The following is a 15,045-nucleotide window of genomic DNA, read 5'->3' as shown; positions in this document are numbered from 1 at the left end:
GTTTTTCTTTGTCCGGATGATGCTGCGACGCGGCGGGATCGCGCAGGGCGGCTCAATCCGGAGCGATCAGGCCCAGCCCGCGCAGATAGACGCCGATGCCGCTTTCCAGAAGGTCCTCGGGGGCATAGGGCGCGCGATTTCCCTCGCGGGAATAAAGCTCCACGACGCCGTGGCTCATCGCCCAGACATGCGCCGCGACCATCGCGACGGGCGGGCGCTTTTCCGGCGGCATATGCGCCATCAGGGCGCGCGTCGCCCGTTCCATCGCGTCGCTGGATTTGCGCGCCACCGCCGCAAGATCGGGTGAGCGGTTGGGCGATATGCCGCTTTCGAACATCGCCATGTAGTGACCGGGATATTTCCGCGCGAAGGCGAGATAGGCGCGCCCCACCGCCGAGAACGCCGCCAGCGCCGAAGGCTTGCCGCCGTTCCACGCGTGATCCAGCAGGTCGCCGAAGATCAGATAGCCCTGCCGCGCACATTCCGCGATCAGGTCCTCGCGCCCCTCGAAATGGCGATAGACCGCAGCCGGGGTCACACCTGCGCGTTTCGCCGCTTCCGAGAGCGTGAAGCCGGTCGGGCCCTTCTCCTCGATCAGCTCCAGCGCGGAGGCTACGAGCGCCTGACGCAGGTTGCCGTGATGATAGCCTTGCTTAGACATTCAGAACGTCGATGCCACCGCAGATTTCACCGTCGATCTCGCCGATCGCGTCGCGGTCCTTATGTGCATAATCGACCGCGTTCAACACCGTCTGGATCGCGGCGATCCGGGCGCGTTTCTTGTCGTCCGAGCGGATCACCGTCCAAGGCGCATGCGCATTGTCGGAGCGCGCCAGCGTCTCCTGGATCGCGTCGGAATAAGCGTCCCAGCGCTTGAGCCCTTCGACGTCGATCCAGCTCAGCTTCCACTGTTTGAGCGGATCCTTCTCGCGCTTGAGAAAGCGGCGCAGCTGTTCGGCGCGATCCACGTTGAGCCAGAGCTTCACGAGGATGATCCCGTCATCGACCAGCATCTTCTCGAAATCGGGCAACTGGCAGAAGAAATGCTCGCGCTGCTCGGGCGTGCAGAAGCCGAAGACATGTTCCACCACGCCGCGGTTGTACCACGAGCGGTCGAACATCGCGATCTGGCCCGCGGCCGGAAGCCAGTCGACATAGCGCTGGAAATACCATTGCGTGGCTTCGGTCTCGGTGGGCTTCGGCAGCGCCACGACATAGGCCGAGCGCGGGTTCAGGTTCTGCCGCATCCGCCCGATCGTGCCGCCTTTGCCCGCCGCGTCGCGCCCTTCGAAGATCACCGCGATCCGCTTGCCGGTTTCCTTGGCGTCCCAGAACATCTTGACCAGCTCGACCTGAAGCGCATCCATGTGACGGTCGTATTTCTTGCGCTTCATCTCCTCGTCGTAAGGGTAGGAGGGCGAGAGCATGTCATCCTTGTCCGCCTTCTCGATCGCCTCGCGCACGACATCCGGCGCTTCCTGCTCGAGGTAGCGGGTGATGTCGCCCACGAAGGGGATATCGAACGGCGGGTCACTCTTGTCCTTGGCCATGATCTGCCTTTTGTCGTTTCACGGCAGTATGCTGCGCGGGCCGGGACGGTGCAAGCGGTGCCGCACAGCGGCGGGCAGGCGATACCGGGCGTGTGACGTGCGCGCAAAACCGCAGGAGTGACCGCTTTTCACGCGACTGCAGTGCTTGAGTGGCGGTTACTCCGCCGCCGCCTTCATCAGGATATCATAGCCAGCGCGCGTCGCGACACGGTCCACCGCGGCGACGGTCTGGAGCAACGCGACATGCGGGACCATGTGTCCGATCCCGTCGAGCGAGATCAGTTCCGCCCCCGGCACCTCCTTCGTGAAGGGCACCGCGTGGATTTTCTCGCCCACGATGGTGTCGGCCGTGCCATGCAAAGAGACGATCGGGAGGTCGAGATCGGGATAATGGGGGATCATCTGCTGAATTTCGGGCTTCAGCTCGGCACGCTGGCGGGCATTCACCCGCATCGTTTCGACCCGCAGCGTCATGCCGGGGCCGAACCAGCGCATGTAGCCGATCGGCATCTCCTGCGGCGCGAAGACTCCTTCCACCTCGGAGCGAATGATCGCGGGTGGCGTCCAGGCCGAAATCAACGGGACGGCGATCGCCTGACCCAGTGGCGGCGACGTGATCTGATAGAGAAGCGGCAGCCCGGTGTCCCAGCTATGCGAGGGAGCGGAGACCGGCACCAGACCCGAGAGCGTGCCGGGCAAATATACCGCCCAGGCAATTGCGACAGCCCCGCCATAGGAATGGCCGAGCACGATCGGTTTCTCCGCGCCCGCCATCTTCGTCGCCTGCTGCAGCAGCTTGGCCTGATCCTCGATCGTGTCGTGCCCCTCCGGCAGCGGATCGGAATATCCGAACCCTGGACGGTCGGGCACGAAGACGCGATAGCGTTTCGCTAGTTCCGGTGCGAGATCGAAGGTCAGATCGCGGGCCGAGCCCGAGGCGCCGTGGATCAACACGACCGCCGGGCCGTGATCGCCCTTGATGACCATATGCACACGCTGGTCCCCAACGTCCACGAATATGCCGTTGGGCGGATAGCGCTGCTCCGCCATCCGGCCGCGCCAGCTCTCGAGTCCCCAGGTCGCGCCGCCCAGAATGAGCAGCACGAGGACGAGGCTAGTTACCAATCTCGGCCAGATCATACGGAGTTTCCTGATAAATCTCGTTAATCCAGTTGCCGTAAAGCAGGTGGGCGTGGCTCTTCCACCGGTTCGTCGGCACCCGGCTCGGGTCGTTCTCAGGATAGTAATTCGCGGGGACGTTGATCGGTTTCCCCGCCGCGACGTCACGATCGTATTCTTCTTTCAGCGTGCCGCTGTCATATTCCAGATGGTTGAAGATGTAGAGCGCCCGATGAGCGCGATCTTCGACCAGACAGGGCCCGGTTTCATCGGAATGGATCAGCGTGATCATGCCCGCCGCTTCCAACTCGTCACGCCGCATCTCGGTCCAGCGGCTCACCGGGATCAGCAGATCGTCCGAGAAGCCGCGCAGGTAGGGCGAGGCGGGCGCGCAATTGCGATGCCGAAAGCAGCCGAAGGCCTTGTGATCAAGCATGTGCTTGTTCACGCCGTGGAAGTAGTGGGCCATCGCCATGCCGCCCCAGCAGACGCCGAAGGTCGAAAAGACATGGGTCTGCGTCCAGTCGAAAATCCGCTTGAGCTCTTCCCAGTAAGTCACCTCCTCGAAAGGCAAATGTTCGATCGGAGCACCGGTGATGATCAGCCCGTCGAACTTCTCGCCGGTGGCCTCGACCTCTTCGAAGGGACGGTAGAACTCTTCCATATGCTCGGCGGCGGTGTTCTTCGTCTGATGCTCGCTCATGCGGATCAGCTGGAAGTCGATCTGCAGCGGCGTCGCTCCGATCAGGCGTGCGAACTGGTTCTCGGTCTGGATCTTCTTCGGCATGAGATTGAGAAGGCCGATCCGGATGGGTCGGATTTCCTGCCGCGATGCGCGCTCGGGCGACATCACCATCACGCCTTCCCGCGACAGGATGTCGAAGGCGGGGAGGTTTTCAGGCAGCTTGATCGGCATTGTTTCTCAGTCTCTTGCAGGGTGAAGTTAAAGTAATGCGTGAAGTGTCGCGGCTCACGCGGGCAGCGCGTCGGCGATCAGCGATGTAAAGCCTTTTGCGTCGCGGACAAGGTAGAGGTCTTCGGCACGGATCGTCACGCCCCAGTTTCTCGCCATCGCCGCATAGCGCGGCTGACGATGGGCCAGCGCTTGCGCATAGGTCCAGCGCACGAAGTCGTCGGGGTCGACCTCCGTTTCGGCCACACCTTTCAGATCGCGATACTCGTCCCATTTCGCGGCCAGAAACGCGGGCTGATAATACATCGGCTTCGGCGCGCGCGAGAAGCGCTTGATCAGCTCCTCGGTGTGCGCCTCGGAGCCCTCGATCCAGACCATCAGCAGGTTCTGCGACAGCGAGGTCAGGATCGGATCCTCGGGGTCGTCGGGGTCCACCACCTCGCAGATCGAGCCGCCGGAATCGCACAGGAAATTCTCGATCCCGTAAATCTGCTTCGCGCGGTCGATGAAATGCGCGGTGTCGAGAAGCGCGTCCATCTCGGCCTTGCGGTGCTGGCGCTGGCGTTCGAGGTATTCCTCGAAGGGCAGCCCGCCCTTGGTCGGATCGCCCGGCTTGCCGAGATAGGTCGACAGCGGCGCGAGGTTCTCAAACGTGATGTTCGACGCGATATAGACCGAGTCCGACAGCAGAAGCTCCGCCAGGAACGGGTTCTTCATCGCCTCGCGCTTGAAGTTGTCGGCGATATATTCGCCCATGTAGCGCGTGCCGATCCGGTAATCGACGGAGTAGTGGAACCAGCCCTCGTCGCGCAGCAGGTTCGCAGCCCAGGTCTTGCCGAGGCCGGACATGCCGAACAGGGCAACCTTCCTCGATTTGGCGGCCAGCCACTCGGCGCGATTGGAATAGATCATCGTGTCCCCATAGGTCTTTCGCCCCGGTGTAGCCCGGCAAGGCGCGCACGTCACGGGGTTTTGGGGCGGCGGTTCAGGATCAACAGACCGAGCGCGAGGATCGCGAAGCCCAAGGCCTCCGCCCAGCCCAGACGCTCGCCATAGACTGCCCAGCCTGCGAGGATCGCCACCGGCGGGATCAAGAGCGTGACGAGGGCGAGATTGGCTGCCCCCGCCAGCGCGAGAATGCGGTAATAGAGCAGGTAGGCCAGCGCCGAACAGCCGACACCCAGCCAGAGCATCGCGATCCAGACCGAGGGCGCGTAGTCGAAGCTCGGCACGCCTTCGGTGAGAAGCAGGATCGGCAGCGTCCAGATCGCGCCGCCGGTGAGCATCCCGGCCGCAGCAACTTCGGGCCGTAAGCCTCTGATTGCAAAGCGCGCATAGGCGCCCGCGAAACCATAGCTCAGCGCCGCTCCCAGCACGGCGAGCTGGCCCGCCGAGGTCAGATCGAACCCCTTCAGCGCATCCGGCCCGATCGCCACCACGACGCCCGCGAAGCCGACCGCGATGCCGGTGGCCTTGCGCGCGCTCAACCGCTCGTCGGTGAAGACCACCGCCGCGACCAGCGCCCCGAAGATCGCGGTCGAGGCGTTCAGGATCGAGGCCAACCCGCTATCGATATGCTTCTGGCCCCAGACGATGAGCGAGAAGGGTATGGCGTTGTTCAAGAGCCCCATGATCAGGAAATGCCCGAGATAGATCGGGTGCCGCGGCACCGGCAGGCGGCGCAGCGCGACATAGGCCCAGATCAGCACCGCGCCCGAGGCCACGCGCAGGAAGACCACGGTAAAGACGCCCGCACCTTCCAGAGCAGCGCGGTTCGACAGGAAGGACGAGCCCCAGATCAGCGCGAGCGCCGCGAGCAGCGCCCAGGCGAGTGGGGTGAGGGATAAAGGGGCGGGTGCGTGTTTCATCGCTTCGATCTAGCGGGCGGCAGCGACGCGCACCACCCGGAACTTGCGGCAATGTCGATGATCCAAAGAAATAGCCCCGCACGAAGCGGGGCTTTTCGAGAATTATCAGTACCTTGCGATCAGAAGTTGATCCCGACGCGGAGACCTGCGCCCCAGCCGTCATTGCCGGAGAAGTCGGTAGTGTAAGGACCGATTTCCGTTTTGGCATTGCCAATATCGACATAGCGGACGCCGCCGGTGATTTTGATGTTGCTGGTCGCTTGGTAGCTAGCCGCCAGCGAGACAGATTTGAAGCCATCGGTTGGACCTAGGTTGCCTACGGTGCCACCTTGGTGCTTCTCATAGCCGAACATAATCGCGCCCGACCATTGGTCGTTGAAGCGGCGACCGACGCCAAGATTATATGTGATCGTATTGTCGGCATAGTCGACGAGCGGTTCCCCGCCCGAAAGTAATGGGTTCCCGACATAGACCGGCGGCGAGATGTCGAATTGCGTCCAGTGGACCCAGCGCACCGAGCCCATCAGAAGAGTGTCTTTCATGATACCGGTCTGGAACTCAAGATTGACAGATTCCGGAACAGTCGTCGTGAAATTCGTATTGAAGTCCGCGCCTCCTGCAGTCTCTTTGGCGTCGAATTCATGCTCGATCTTAGAATTATAGGTCAAAGCCACGCGCGCTGCGATTTCAGGCTTCTCCCAAGCGGCCCCGATGACATAGCCGAAATCGGTTTCTTCGGAGGTGTCTAGGTTGTAGTAATTGGCGCCGCCTTGATAGAGCGACGCTTTGCCCGAGACGCTCTCGCTGCGGAGGCCCCCATAGACCGAGATATTGCTCGGCATCTTGTAGCGGACGAGGGCCGTCACGGCAGACGATTTGATCGTCGCGTTCGAACCGCCGACCGGATATCCAGTGTTCGCAGCTGCCGGGTAGTTGACCTTCGCGCCGACGGGCTGGTCGAAGATGACCGCGAGATCCCACTGGTCGTTGAGCTGCTGCTTATACCCGAGGCTCAGCGTGCCGTAACCCGGCGCCATGTCGCCCGATTCCGCACCCGTCGGGAAAGTGCCCGAAACATCCGGATTGAACGCGCCAAAGCTCATTTCGGCGTAGTTCCCCTGCTCGAACAGGATACCGACAGACTGTGTCGAGCGCTCCACCCCGCCCGCATGGGCCGCGCCTGCGCCAATCGCGAGTGCGGCCATCGAAGTCATCACACGTTTCATAATGTTCCTCTTCCCTAACGTGTCCCGAAGGAGATCCTAACGTCTCGAAGGAATTCCTTTCGGCGACGCTACCACCCGGAAGGTGTAAATCAATCTGGGGATCACGGTGACGTCACGTTCTGTTGCAGCTGTGCAGGGAAAACCGTGTCTTCGCGGTCACTCCAGGGTGACCTGAACGTCAAGTTCTGAACTGAAGCGTTCAGAAGTCACTGGAAAAGCTGAGAATCGCGAGAAGGCCGAGCCAGAGCGCCGCGCCGAAGATTGCGATGAAAAGCGCGCTCCAGAGCGTCGCGCGTGACGCTGGCAGATTTCGCGGTTCCTCGGTCTGGCGTGGGCGCAACGGTTTGCGCGCGGGTCTGGGTGATTGGCGCAGGTTGCGGAGCGCGTTGGGGAGAATGCGGGGCATGTTCGCCTCAAGGTTGAAACGTTTCGCGTCTCCATTAACCCAGACTTAGGTGAAGCCGGCCTTAATGGCAGCGATGAAACCTCTTCGTGTCATGCAGTTTCCCGGCTCCGACGACAGCTGGAACCGTGCGTTGCGCGCGCTTGCGCCGGAACACCCTCCGGCTGTTCAGCAGGCGGCGCTCTATGGAACGATCGCGGCCGCGCGCGGGCGGCGATGCCTGCGGCTGGAGGCGACAAGTCAGGGCAGGCGGGTCGCGCTGGCCCAGATGATCGGGCGCGGCGGTTTGTGGCTTCTGTCGCGCGGGCCGGTCTTTGCGCCGGAGCTCGGTATCTGGATCCGGCGCGCAGTGCTGCGTCGGATCGCGCGCCGTGCCGGGCTGGTGCTGATGACGCCGGAAAACCCGCTGGCCGGGTTCGGGCTGATCCCGCTGATCACCCCGCGCCACCATGCGCATTGGTCCTTACTCCCCAATGCCCACTCGCTGCGCGCAGGCTTGGCGGGAAAATGGCGCAACAGGTTGGCGGCAGCAGAGCGTGCCGGGCTGTGCGTGGAGCCCGAGCCCGAGATCGAGTGGCTTCTCGCCTCCGACGCGGCCCAGCAACACGCCCGCGGTTACCGCGCCTTGCCGCCGAGCTTCACCCTCGCGTGGGCGGATCGCAGCCCCGCCGACCTTCTCGCCTTGCGCGTCGCGACATCGAAAGGAGAGCGGATCGCGGGCGGCATCTTCCTGCTTCACGGCGGAGGTGCCAGCTATCACATCGGATGGACCGGGCCGGAAGGGCGCGTGTCCGGCGCGCATAACCTGATGCTCTGGCAGGCCGCGCTGCGGCTGAAGGCGCGCGGAATCCGACAGCTCGATCTCGGTGCGGTGGATAGCGAGGACGGGGCAGGGCGGATGCACTTCAAACTGGGCACCGGCGCCAAGCCGCACAGTCTCGGGGCGACTATGTGGGTGTTGCCGGGCTAACCCCTTCCTCTTGATCCAAATATCCCCGCCGGAGGCTCCTCAGCCCGCCGCAGACGCGCCGCTGGACTGTCGCGCGTGGAAGATGAAGCCGAGGAAATTCAGCAGCACCTGCGCTGCGAGGATCGGGGTCGAGCCGCTGGGGTCGTAATCGGGGGCGACCTCGACCAGATCGATGCCGACAACTTCGTGCCGCTTTGCCACGCCCTGCAGGATCTCCAGCACCTCGTAATAGAGAAACCCGCCATGGCTCGGCGTCCCGGTGCCGGGCGCGATCGAGGGGTCGAACCCGTCGATATCGATCGTGACATAGATCCGTGCGCCTTCGGGAATCCGGGCCAGCACGCCCTCGGTTCCCAGTTTGCGCACTTGCCGCACGCTCAGGAAGTCGTCGCCCATTGCGCGGGCGGCGTCATACCCGTCTTTTGCGGTGGAAGAGACGTTGCGAATGCCGAGCGCGGTGATGCCCGAGACATAGTCCTTCTCGGCGGCGCGGCGCATCGGATTGCCGTGGCCTTCGGTGACGCCGTGGCGCTCGTCCACGAAATCGAGATGGGCGTCGATTTGCAGGATATGGATCGGTCCCTTCTCGGCGCAATCGGACTCGAAGGCGCGGATGCAGGGAATATTGATCGAGTGATCGCCGCCGATCACCACCGGCAGCGCGCCCGCCTTCAGCATAGCACGCACGCCGGCCTCGATATTCGCATGGCTCTTCACCGTGTCGGTATGAACGATGTCGGCATCGCCGATATCGACGATCGTGACCTCCGGCCCGAGATAGGTCGCGTCATCCTCGTGGTCGTAGGCGCCCGCGTGTCCGAAGGAGAACAGCGTCGAGGCCTCGCGCACCGCCCGCGGCCCGAACCGCGCGCCGGGGCGGAACTGTGTGCCGAAATCGAAGGGCGCGCCCATCACCGCCACATCCGCCTCGATCGCATCCCAATCGGCCACGTATGCGCGCTTGCCGAAAGTCGAAATCCCCACGAAAGGCAGGTTCAGCCGCCCCGCCTCATACCCATGTCCCGCCATCTTGCCTCCAGACACCCTGTCGCACCCCCGACAGCTTTTCGCCACGCGCGAAATATTGCAAGCTTCTGCGCGACCGAAATGATTTGCCGATTGCCCGAGGAGAGCGCATGTCCTTCGCCCCGCCCAAGATGACGCCCAAGGGCCTGTTTCGCCGCACCCCGCCCGCGATGTTCCCGCCCGTGCTGGGGCTGATGGGCCTCGGGATCGCGTGGCGGCGTGGTGTGGGGCAATTCGCGCTGCCGCCCGATCTGGCGGAGCTGTTTCTGGGCGCGGTGACCTTGCTCGCGCTGTTCACGCTGGTTGCCTATGGCGCGAAGATCGTGCGGCGTCCGGGCGTGGTGTTCGAGGATCTGCGCGTGCTGCCCGGGCGTGCGGGGCTCGCGGCGGGAACGCTGACGATCTATCTGATCGCGGCGTCGCTTGCGCCCTATGGCGGGCTGGCAGCGATCGTCTTCTGGCTGGGCGTCGTCGTGCATCTGGGGCTGATCGCGGCGGTGATCTACACACTCGCGACCGGCCCGGCCGAGCAGCGCCGCGTCAATCCCACGTGGCAGCTGACCTTCTCGGGCTGGATCGTCGGCGCGGTGGCGGCCGTGATCCTCGGGCTCGATAGCGTGGCTCTGGTGATGTTCTGGGTCGCGATGCTGTCGGCCGTCGTGATCTGGATGATCTCGCTGCGACAATTCGCACATGAGCGCGTTCCCGCGCCGCTGCGCCCGCTACTCGCCATTCACCTCGCGCCTGCGGCGCTGCTCGGGACTGTCGCGAGCGGGTTCGGCGCGATGGGCATCGCGCAGGCGATGGCGATCCTGTCTGCTGGCTATTTGCTGGCACTGGTCGTGTCGGTGCGCTGGCTGCTCGCTGGGGGCTTCTCGCCGCTCTGGGGAGCGTTCACCTTCCCGGTCGCAGCCACGGCGGGGTGCTGGCTCGCGCTTGGCGGCGTCTGGGCGCTGCCCGGCGCGCTGATGCTGACGGCGGCGACGCTGGTCGTAGTACCGATCGCGCTGAAGGTGTTGCAACTTTGGGCGAAGGGGCAGCTTGCGATGAAGACCAACGCCGCGATTGCGTGAGGCGAAAGGGCGGCCCCCGAGCCTCGGATAGGCGCTTTGCTCCGCACGTGGCCGGCTGCTTTGTCTTGAAGGCCCGGGTGTCGAGTGCGCCCGCGACGACATGACCAATGCGCCCAACCGGGGGAGGCTCGGGCGCGGCCCGGGGCTGGTCGCCCCCGCGCCCAGAGACCTTTGGCGCGGTGCACGCAGGCCGACCTTTCCGCACACCCGCTGCGTACCGCGTCCGCGAGGGGTTGCCTTCGCGTCCATTGCGTGAAACAGCAAACTGCCAAACGCATCTGGACACTGGAGACCCCCCATGCAGATTCGCGAGGCGCTCACCTTCGACGACGTTCTTCTTCTTCCCGCAGCCTCTTCGGTGCTTCCGGCAACCGCAGATGTTTCGACCCAGGTGACGAAGAAAATCCGGCTCAACATCCCGCTTCTGTCCTCCGCGATGGACACCGTCACCGAGGCGCGCATGGCGATCGCGATGGCGCAGGCGGGCGGCGTGGGCGTGATCCACAAGAACCTCACCGTCGCGCAGCAGGCCGACGAGGTCCGCCGCGTCAAGCGTTTCGAGAGCGGCATCGTCTACAACCCGATCACGCTGCGCCCCGATCAGACGCTGGCCGATGCGAAGGCACTGACCGAGCGCTACGGTTTCTCCGGCTTCCCGGTCGTCGATGAAAACCGCCGCGTCGTCGGCATCGTGACCAACCGAGACATGCGCTTCGCCCAGAAGGACGAAACTCCGGTCTCGGTGATGATGACCACCGACAACCTCGCGATCCTGCAGGAGCCGGCGGATCGGTCCGAAGCGATCGCGATGATGCGCGAGCGCCGGATCGAGAAGCTGCTGGTGACCGATGACGAGGGCAAGCTGACCGGCCTGCTGACGCTGCGCGACACCGAGCAGGCTGTCCTCAACCCCACCGCCTGCAAGGACGAGCTGGGCCGCCTGCGCGTGGCCGCCGCGACCTCGGTCGGCGATGCGGGCTTCGAGCGGTCCGAGGCGCTGATCGATGCGGGCTGTGACCTGATCGTCGTCGACACCGCCCACGGCCATAGTCAGGGCGTGATCGACGCGGTGAAGCGCATCAAGCAGGTGTCGAACGATATTCAGGTGATCGCGGGCAACGTGGCGACGGCAGATGCCACCAAGGCGCTGATCGACGTGGGCGCGGATGCGGTGAAATGCGGCATCGGTCCGGGTTCGATCTGCACGACGCGGATGGTCGCGGGCGTGGGCGTGCCGCAGTTGACAGCAATCATGGATTGCGTGAGTGCGGCTGGAGACGTGCCGATCATCGCCGATGGCGGCATCAAGTTCTCGGGCGATTTCGCGAAAGCCATCGCGGCGGGCGCAAGCTGCGCCATGGTCGGCTCGATGATCGCGGGCACCGACGAGAGCCCCGGCGAAGTGATCCTCTATCAGGGCCGCTCGTTCAAATCCTATCGCGGCATGGGCAGCTTAGGTGCGATGGCACGCGGCTCGGCGGATCGCTACTTCCAGAAGGATGCGGCGAACGACAAGCTCGTGCCGGAAGGCATCGAGGGGCAGGTGCCCTACAAAGGCCCGGCAGGCGCCGTCGTCCACCAGCTCGTGGGCGGTCTGCGCGCAGCGATGGGCTATACCGGCTCCGCGACGGTCGCCGAGATGCGCACGAACTGCAATTTCGTCCGCATCACCGGCGCGGGTCTCAAGGAAAGCCACGTCCACGACGTCGCGATCACCCGCGAGAGCCCGAACTACCGGATCGGGTAAGTATCTGATTGTACGTCTTTAATCGATCCTTCAGGCCGCGCGCGATGCGCGCGGCCTGAAGGTGAACAGGATATGAACTACCCAGAACTGGACAGCGTTTGCTTATGCGAACTGATTCAGTTTCGTTGCAGCTGCATCCGTTCGCTCCGATGCTATCTTTTCGCGGCTCGGTATATCGCTGACGCGTCGCTGTCGAACGGGGTTATGTTGATGCTTCAATGCACCGCCGATGCGCGCAGGTATCGAGCGCGTCAGATAAACTGGTAGCGATACGGAACGGTCATCATGTCGGAGACAAAGTCTCGGAAAATTGGCCGATCGCCCGATGTTTTAGTGCACATGCAGCGATCAGCTACGCCCAGCAGCCCCGGATGACTAGCTCTTGTCGGCCCATCCCAAACCAGACACTTGCTCCGAGCACAGCAGGCGTCTGCTCGCTTGAATTAACCTCTCATCTAATGACAGCAGTCATGCATTGCGCGGCTGCAACGCAATAAAGGTGTGCTGGAGGGCGACTGCTCGCGCATGACACCCGTGAAGGAAATGCCACCGCCCTCCCGGCACAGGATCAATCGTCGCGGAGCGCGAAGCGTTTGTAGAAGGCGGTATCCGCGTCCTCACGTGATATCCCCATGTCCTCGAGCCGTTCGTCGGTCATGGAACGCAACTTGTGCGAAGCGCGGTAGTTGGCATTCTGCTCCACAATCCAGTGGAGGGCGTGCATCCAGCCCTTGGGGCGGCGAATTTTGAGGGCAATGTCGCTTAGGGTTTGCATCTCTGGGCTCCTGCTGAAGTGGCAAACTGAAGCCAGATTGCCAGTCTTCCGCAAAACACCCGCAAAAGCCGCCCACCAAAACTCTCCCTCCAGCGTAAAAATCGCGTAAAATCGAATGCGACGACCGTAAGAAGCTTCGAGAACCGCGAGATATTATGGCTACGTCGACGGGACAGCTGCATTTGACACTTATCCTTCACGGAGTGTTCTCTGCCCATTATGGGTCAGGCCTCGAACTCGTGGGCCTGTCGCGAAGGGGGCAAGCGCTGCTCGCCTTCCTGTCACAACAACCGGAAATGCGGGCCGAGCGTGCGCGATTGGCAGACCTTCTCTGGTCGGACCGATCCGAGGTGCAAGCCCGGGCATCGCTCCGACAGGAGTTGTCGGTGTTGCGTCGCGTTTTGCCCGAAGGGGTTCTTGACGCGAACCGACAACTCGTCTGGCTGGACCCGACCGCAGTGGTCGCCGACAAGTCCGGCTCGGGCGTATTTCTCGAAGGGTTCGATCTTGCCACGGAAGGTTTCGAAGATTGGCTCCGGGAAATGCGGCAAGCCGAGCGCTTGGGCTCAGCCACTCCTGTAGCTACAGCCGCCCCTCATAGAGCAAGGCGGCTTCCCAGCCTTGCAGTGCTCCCCTTTGAAGAGATCGGAGTGGCTGCCACAGACATGTTTGCCGACGGGGTGGTCGAGGAAATTACTGGTGCGCTCGGCCGGGTGCATGAGTTCCACGTCATCGCCCGCCAATCTGCAATCGCGATTATCGGCGAGCATCTGGATGTGCCTCAAGTCGCCGAAAGACTCGGGGTTGATTACGTTGTTGAGGGGACTGTCAGGCGCGCCGACGACAGAGTGCGGATCTCAGTTCAACTCGTAGAGGGGCGCGACGGTCGCACAATCTGGACTGAACGCTTCGACGACCGGCTCGACGACCTATTCGCCTTGCAGGATAGGGTCGCAGGCCAAGTCGCGGGGCAGATTTTACCCAGTCTGCGCAATGCCGAGATCGCACGCGCAAGAACCACTCCGCCGGAAAGCCGGAATGCTTACGAATTGTTTTTGACCGGCCTGCCGCACATGTGGGCCCATCAACGCAAAAGCAACGCACGAGCGATTGACCTGTTCGATAGAGCGCTTTCGATCGCTCCGGACTATGGACCTGCGCTGGCGCATAAGGCATGGGCGCTTGCGCAACAGTGCTCCTACATATGGTCAGACAATCCTTTGGCGGATAAGGCAGAGGCGCTGCGGTTGGCGCAGCAGGCTGCCCAATTCGTCGGTGAACATGCGCCTTCGATGGTGGCTGTCGGCGCAGCAGTTGACCTCGTTTCAACGGATCACGATTTCAGCAGAACTTTTATAGATCGCGCGCTTGCGATCGACCCAAATTGTGCTTGGGGCTGGATGCGCCGCGGCTGGAACCGTCATTATCTTGGAGAAACCGAAGAGGCGCGCTTGAGCTTTGATCGTGCGGAAGCCCTTAGTCCACTCGACCCTTTCCTGTTCAACATAGAGTTTGGCCGCGGGGTCACATATCTCCATGAAGATCGCTTTGAGGAGTGCCTCAAACACTTCAAGCGAGGAATGGCCCTCTCTCCTGGCGTCGAATGGGCCTACCGTTTCATAGCGTCTCTGAATATTCGGCTTGGACGGCAGGCGGATGCCGAAGAAGCCTATCGAAAGCTGCTTGCAGCGTATCCGGGACTGACCGTTCGCAAACTGAGTGACTCGCTTCCACCATCAGCCGTAGAGAACCGGCAGGAGTTCTACGACGCAATGCGTCGGGCAGGTTTGCCAGAAGAATAGCTTCGTTACTCAAATACCCGATGACGCATGCATTGAATGCCATCTGACCATGAAGTCCAATTTTTTTGGCCGATATAGTGAAAGTCCAGTGCCTGCCCGTTGGGGCCGTTCGTGGATATCGCAAGGAAATTCCGTTTCCCGTCCGGCATCCCCCGAGCCCGCCGCAACGCGCTCTAACCATACATTTGAACCGAACGCAGCGAACTTCTGGAATCCGCCCTTCTGGCAGTATGTCGGAAGCTAATCATCTCCATTCCGGTTTCCACAAATGCCGGAGACAACAAATGGAAAATCGCCACTCGAAACATGCCTCGACGGCTCAGTGCAGGGGATTGCTCGCCGTATCCCCCCAGAACCTGGGAGGCAGAACACATGGCGTGTGAAAAGCGTCAATTGATCGGTGCTGAGCCCCAGGAAGTCCCGCTGCCCCGCTACTGTGAGACCGACGAAATCGCAGTTCGGTTTCGCCGCCATCCCCGCACGATCCGAGATCGGATTCAAAAGGGATGCCCGGTGAACGGACGTCGCTTGAAGCTACCGGCCACGCGTCTCTTTGGACGCTGTGCCTTTACC

General features: G+C 62.7%; 14 protein-coding genes. 4 read left to right on the top strand and 10 right to left on the bottom strand.

Annotation, left to right across the window (positions count from 1 at the left end):
• Positions 1-52 precede the first annotated feature (52 nt).
• The 8 genes from DEM26_RS17360 to DEM26_RS17325 form a co-directional block, all read right to left on the bottom strand.
• Complete coding sequence (locus tag DEM26_RS17360; protein ID WP_075776547.1) at positions 53-661, bottom strand: TetR/AcrR family transcriptional regulator; 609 nt, start codon at positions 659-661, stop codon at positions 53-55.
• Positions 654-1,550 (bottom strand): polyphosphate kinase 2, encoded by an 897-nt coding sequence (ppk2, locus tag DEM26_RS17355; RefSeq protein WP_109172946.1) that lies wholly within the window; start codon positions 1,548-1,550, stop codon positions 654-656. The genes DEM26_RS17360 and ppk2 overlap by 8 nt, the downstream gene beginning before the upstream one ends.
• 156 nt (positions 1,551-1,706) lie before the next feature.
• Positions 1,707-2,690, bottom strand: coding sequence for an alpha/beta fold hydrolase (locus tag DEM26_RS17350; protein WP_109172945.1), 984 nt, complete (start codon positions 2,688-2,690; stop codon positions 1,707-1,709).
• A complete protein-coding gene (locus tag DEM26_RS17345; protein ID WP_075776544.1) occupies positions 2,665-3,585 on the bottom strand; it encodes a homoserine O-succinyltransferase in 921 nt (306 codons plus the stop codon). Before DEM26_RS17345 ends, DEM26_RS17350 begins: the two co-directional genes overlap by 26 nt.
• Before the next feature lie 54 nt (positions 3,586-3,639).
• Positions 3,640-4,494, bottom strand: a complete 855-nt coding sequence (locus DEM26_RS17340) for an ATPase (RefSeq protein ID WP_075776543.1) — start codon at positions 4,492-4,494, stop codon at positions 3,640-3,642.
• A gap of 50 nt (positions 4,495-4,544) precedes the next feature.
• Complete coding sequence (locus tag DEM26_RS17335) at positions 4,545-5,450, bottom strand: DMT family transporter (RefSeq protein WP_109172944.1); 906 nt, start codon at positions 5,448-5,450, stop codon at positions 4,545-4,547.
• 119 nt (positions 5,451-5,569) lie between these two features.
• The gene (locus DEM26_RS17330) at positions 5,570-6,676 is read right to left on the bottom strand and encodes an outer membrane protein transport protein (RefSeq protein ID WP_109172943.1); all 1,107 of its coding nucleotides are present in this window, start codon (positions 6,674-6,676) and stop codon (positions 5,570-5,572) included.
• 199 nt (positions 6,677-6,875) lie between these two features.
• Positions 6,876-7,082 (bottom strand): hypothetical protein, encoded by a 207-nt coding sequence (locus DEM26_RS17325; protein WP_088718694.1) that lies wholly within the window; start codon positions 7,080-7,082, stop codon positions 6,876-6,878.
• Positions 7,083-7,155: 73 nt separating this feature from the next.
• Between DEM26_RS17325 and DEM26_RS17320 the strand changes: the two genes are divergently transcribed.
• Complete coding sequence (locus tag DEM26_RS17320; protein ID WP_158275149.1) at positions 7,156-8,049, top strand: GNAT family N-acetyltransferase; 894 nt, start codon at positions 7,156-7,158, stop codon at positions 8,047-8,049.
• A 39-nt stretch (positions 8,050-8,088) separates the two neighbouring features.
• Here DEM26_RS17320 and speB read toward each other — a convergent pair whose 3' ends face one another.
• Complete coding sequence (gene speB / locus DEM26_RS17315) at positions 8,089-9,078, bottom strand: agmatinase (RefSeq protein WP_109172941.1); 990 nt, start codon at positions 9,076-9,078, stop codon at positions 8,089-8,091.
• A gap of 107 nt (positions 9,079-9,185) precedes the next feature.
• Between speB and DEM26_RS17310 the strand changes: the two genes are divergently transcribed.
• On the top strand, positions 9,186-10,148 hold the full coding sequence (locus DEM26_RS17310; protein ID WP_088724253.1) for a tellurium resistance protein: 963 nt from the start codon (positions 9,186-9,188) through the stop codon (positions 10,146-10,148).
• A gap of 298 nt (positions 10,149-10,446) precedes the next feature.
• Entirely contained in the window at positions 10,447-11,895 is a 1,449-nt protein-coding gene (gene guaB / locus DEM26_RS17305; protein WP_075776536.1) for an IMP dehydrogenase, read from the top strand.
• Between the two features lie 568 nt (positions 11,896-12,463).
• Here the strand turns inward: guaB and DEM26_RS17300 are convergent.
• Positions 12,464-12,670, bottom strand: a complete 207-nt coding sequence (locus DEM26_RS17300; protein WP_075776535.1) for a DUF1127 domain-containing protein — start codon at positions 12,668-12,670, stop codon at positions 12,464-12,466.
• 386 nt (positions 12,671-13,056) lie between these two features.
• Here DEM26_RS17300 and DEM26_RS17295 point away from each other — a divergent pair, with 386 nt between their 5' ends.
• Complete coding sequence (locus DEM26_RS17295; RefSeq protein WP_146194478.1) at positions 13,057-14,472, top strand: tetratricopeptide repeat protein; 1,416 nt, start codon at positions 13,057-13,059, stop codon at positions 14,470-14,472.
• The last annotated feature ends 573 nt before the right edge of the window (positions 14,473-15,045 follow it).

The sequence above is a fragment of the Thioclava sp. NG1 genome (assembly GCF_003122275.1).
GTDB classification, from domain to species: domain Bacteria; phylum Pseudomonadota; class Alphaproteobacteria; order Rhodobacterales; family Rhodobacteraceae; genus Thioclava; species Thioclava nitratireducens.
This window is presented reverse-complemented; position numbering and strand designations above follow the sequence as displayed.

What these genes read in the sequence shown, in the direction of transcription:
- DEM26_RS17360 (WP_075776547.1), bottom strand. Translation starts at nt 661, where the DNA reads ATGTCTAAGCAAGGCTATCATCACGGCAACCTGCGTCAGGCGCTCGTA.
- ppk2 (WP_109172946.1), bottom strand. Translation starts at nt 1,550, where the DNA reads ATGGCCAAGGACAAGAGTGACCCGCCGTTCGATATCCCCTTCGTGGGC.
- DEM26_RS17350 (WP_109172945.1), bottom strand. Translation starts at nt 2,690, where the DNA reads ATGATCTGGCCGAGATTGGTAACTAGCCTCGTCCTCGTGCTGCTCATT.
- DEM26_RS17345 (WP_075776544.1), bottom strand. Translation starts at nt 3,585, where the DNA reads ATGCCGATCAAGCTGCCTGAAAACCTCCCCGCCTTCGACATCCTGTCG.
- DEM26_RS17340 (WP_075776543.1), bottom strand. Translation starts at nt 4,494, where the DNA reads ATGATCTATTCCAATCGCGCCGAGTGGCTGGCCGCCAAATCGAGGAAG.
- DEM26_RS17335 (WP_109172944.1), bottom strand. Translation starts at nt 5,450, where the DNA reads ATGAAACACGCACCCGCCCCTTTATCCCTCACCCCACTCGCCTGGGCG.
- DEM26_RS17330 (WP_109172943.1), bottom strand. Translation starts at nt 6,676, where the DNA reads ATGAAACGTGTGATGACTTCGATGGCCGCACTCGCGATTGGCGCAGGC.
- DEM26_RS17325 (WP_088718694.1), bottom strand. Translation starts at nt 7,082, where the DNA reads ATGCCCCGCATTCTCCCCAACGCGCTCCGCAACCTGCGCCAATCACCC.
- DEM26_RS17320 (WP_158275149.1), top strand. Translation starts at nt 7,156, where the DNA reads ATGAAACCTCTTCGTGTCATGCAGTTTCCCGGCTCCGACGACAGCTGG.
- speB (WP_109172941.1), bottom strand. Translation starts at nt 9,078, where the DNA reads ATGGCGGGACATGGGTATGAGGCGGGGCGGCTGAACCTGCCTTTCGTG.
- DEM26_RS17310 (WP_088724253.1), top strand. Translation starts at nt 9,186, where the DNA reads ATGTCCTTCGCCCCGCCCAAGATGACGCCCAAGGGCCTGTTTCGCCGC.
- guaB (WP_075776536.1), top strand. Translation starts at nt 10,447, where the DNA reads ATGCAGATTCGCGAGGCGCTCACCTTCGACGACGTTCTTCTTCTTCCC.
- DEM26_RS17300 (WP_075776535.1), bottom strand. Translation starts at nt 12,670, where the DNA reads ATGCAAACCCTAAGCGACATTGCCCTCAAAATTCGCCGCCCCAAGGGC.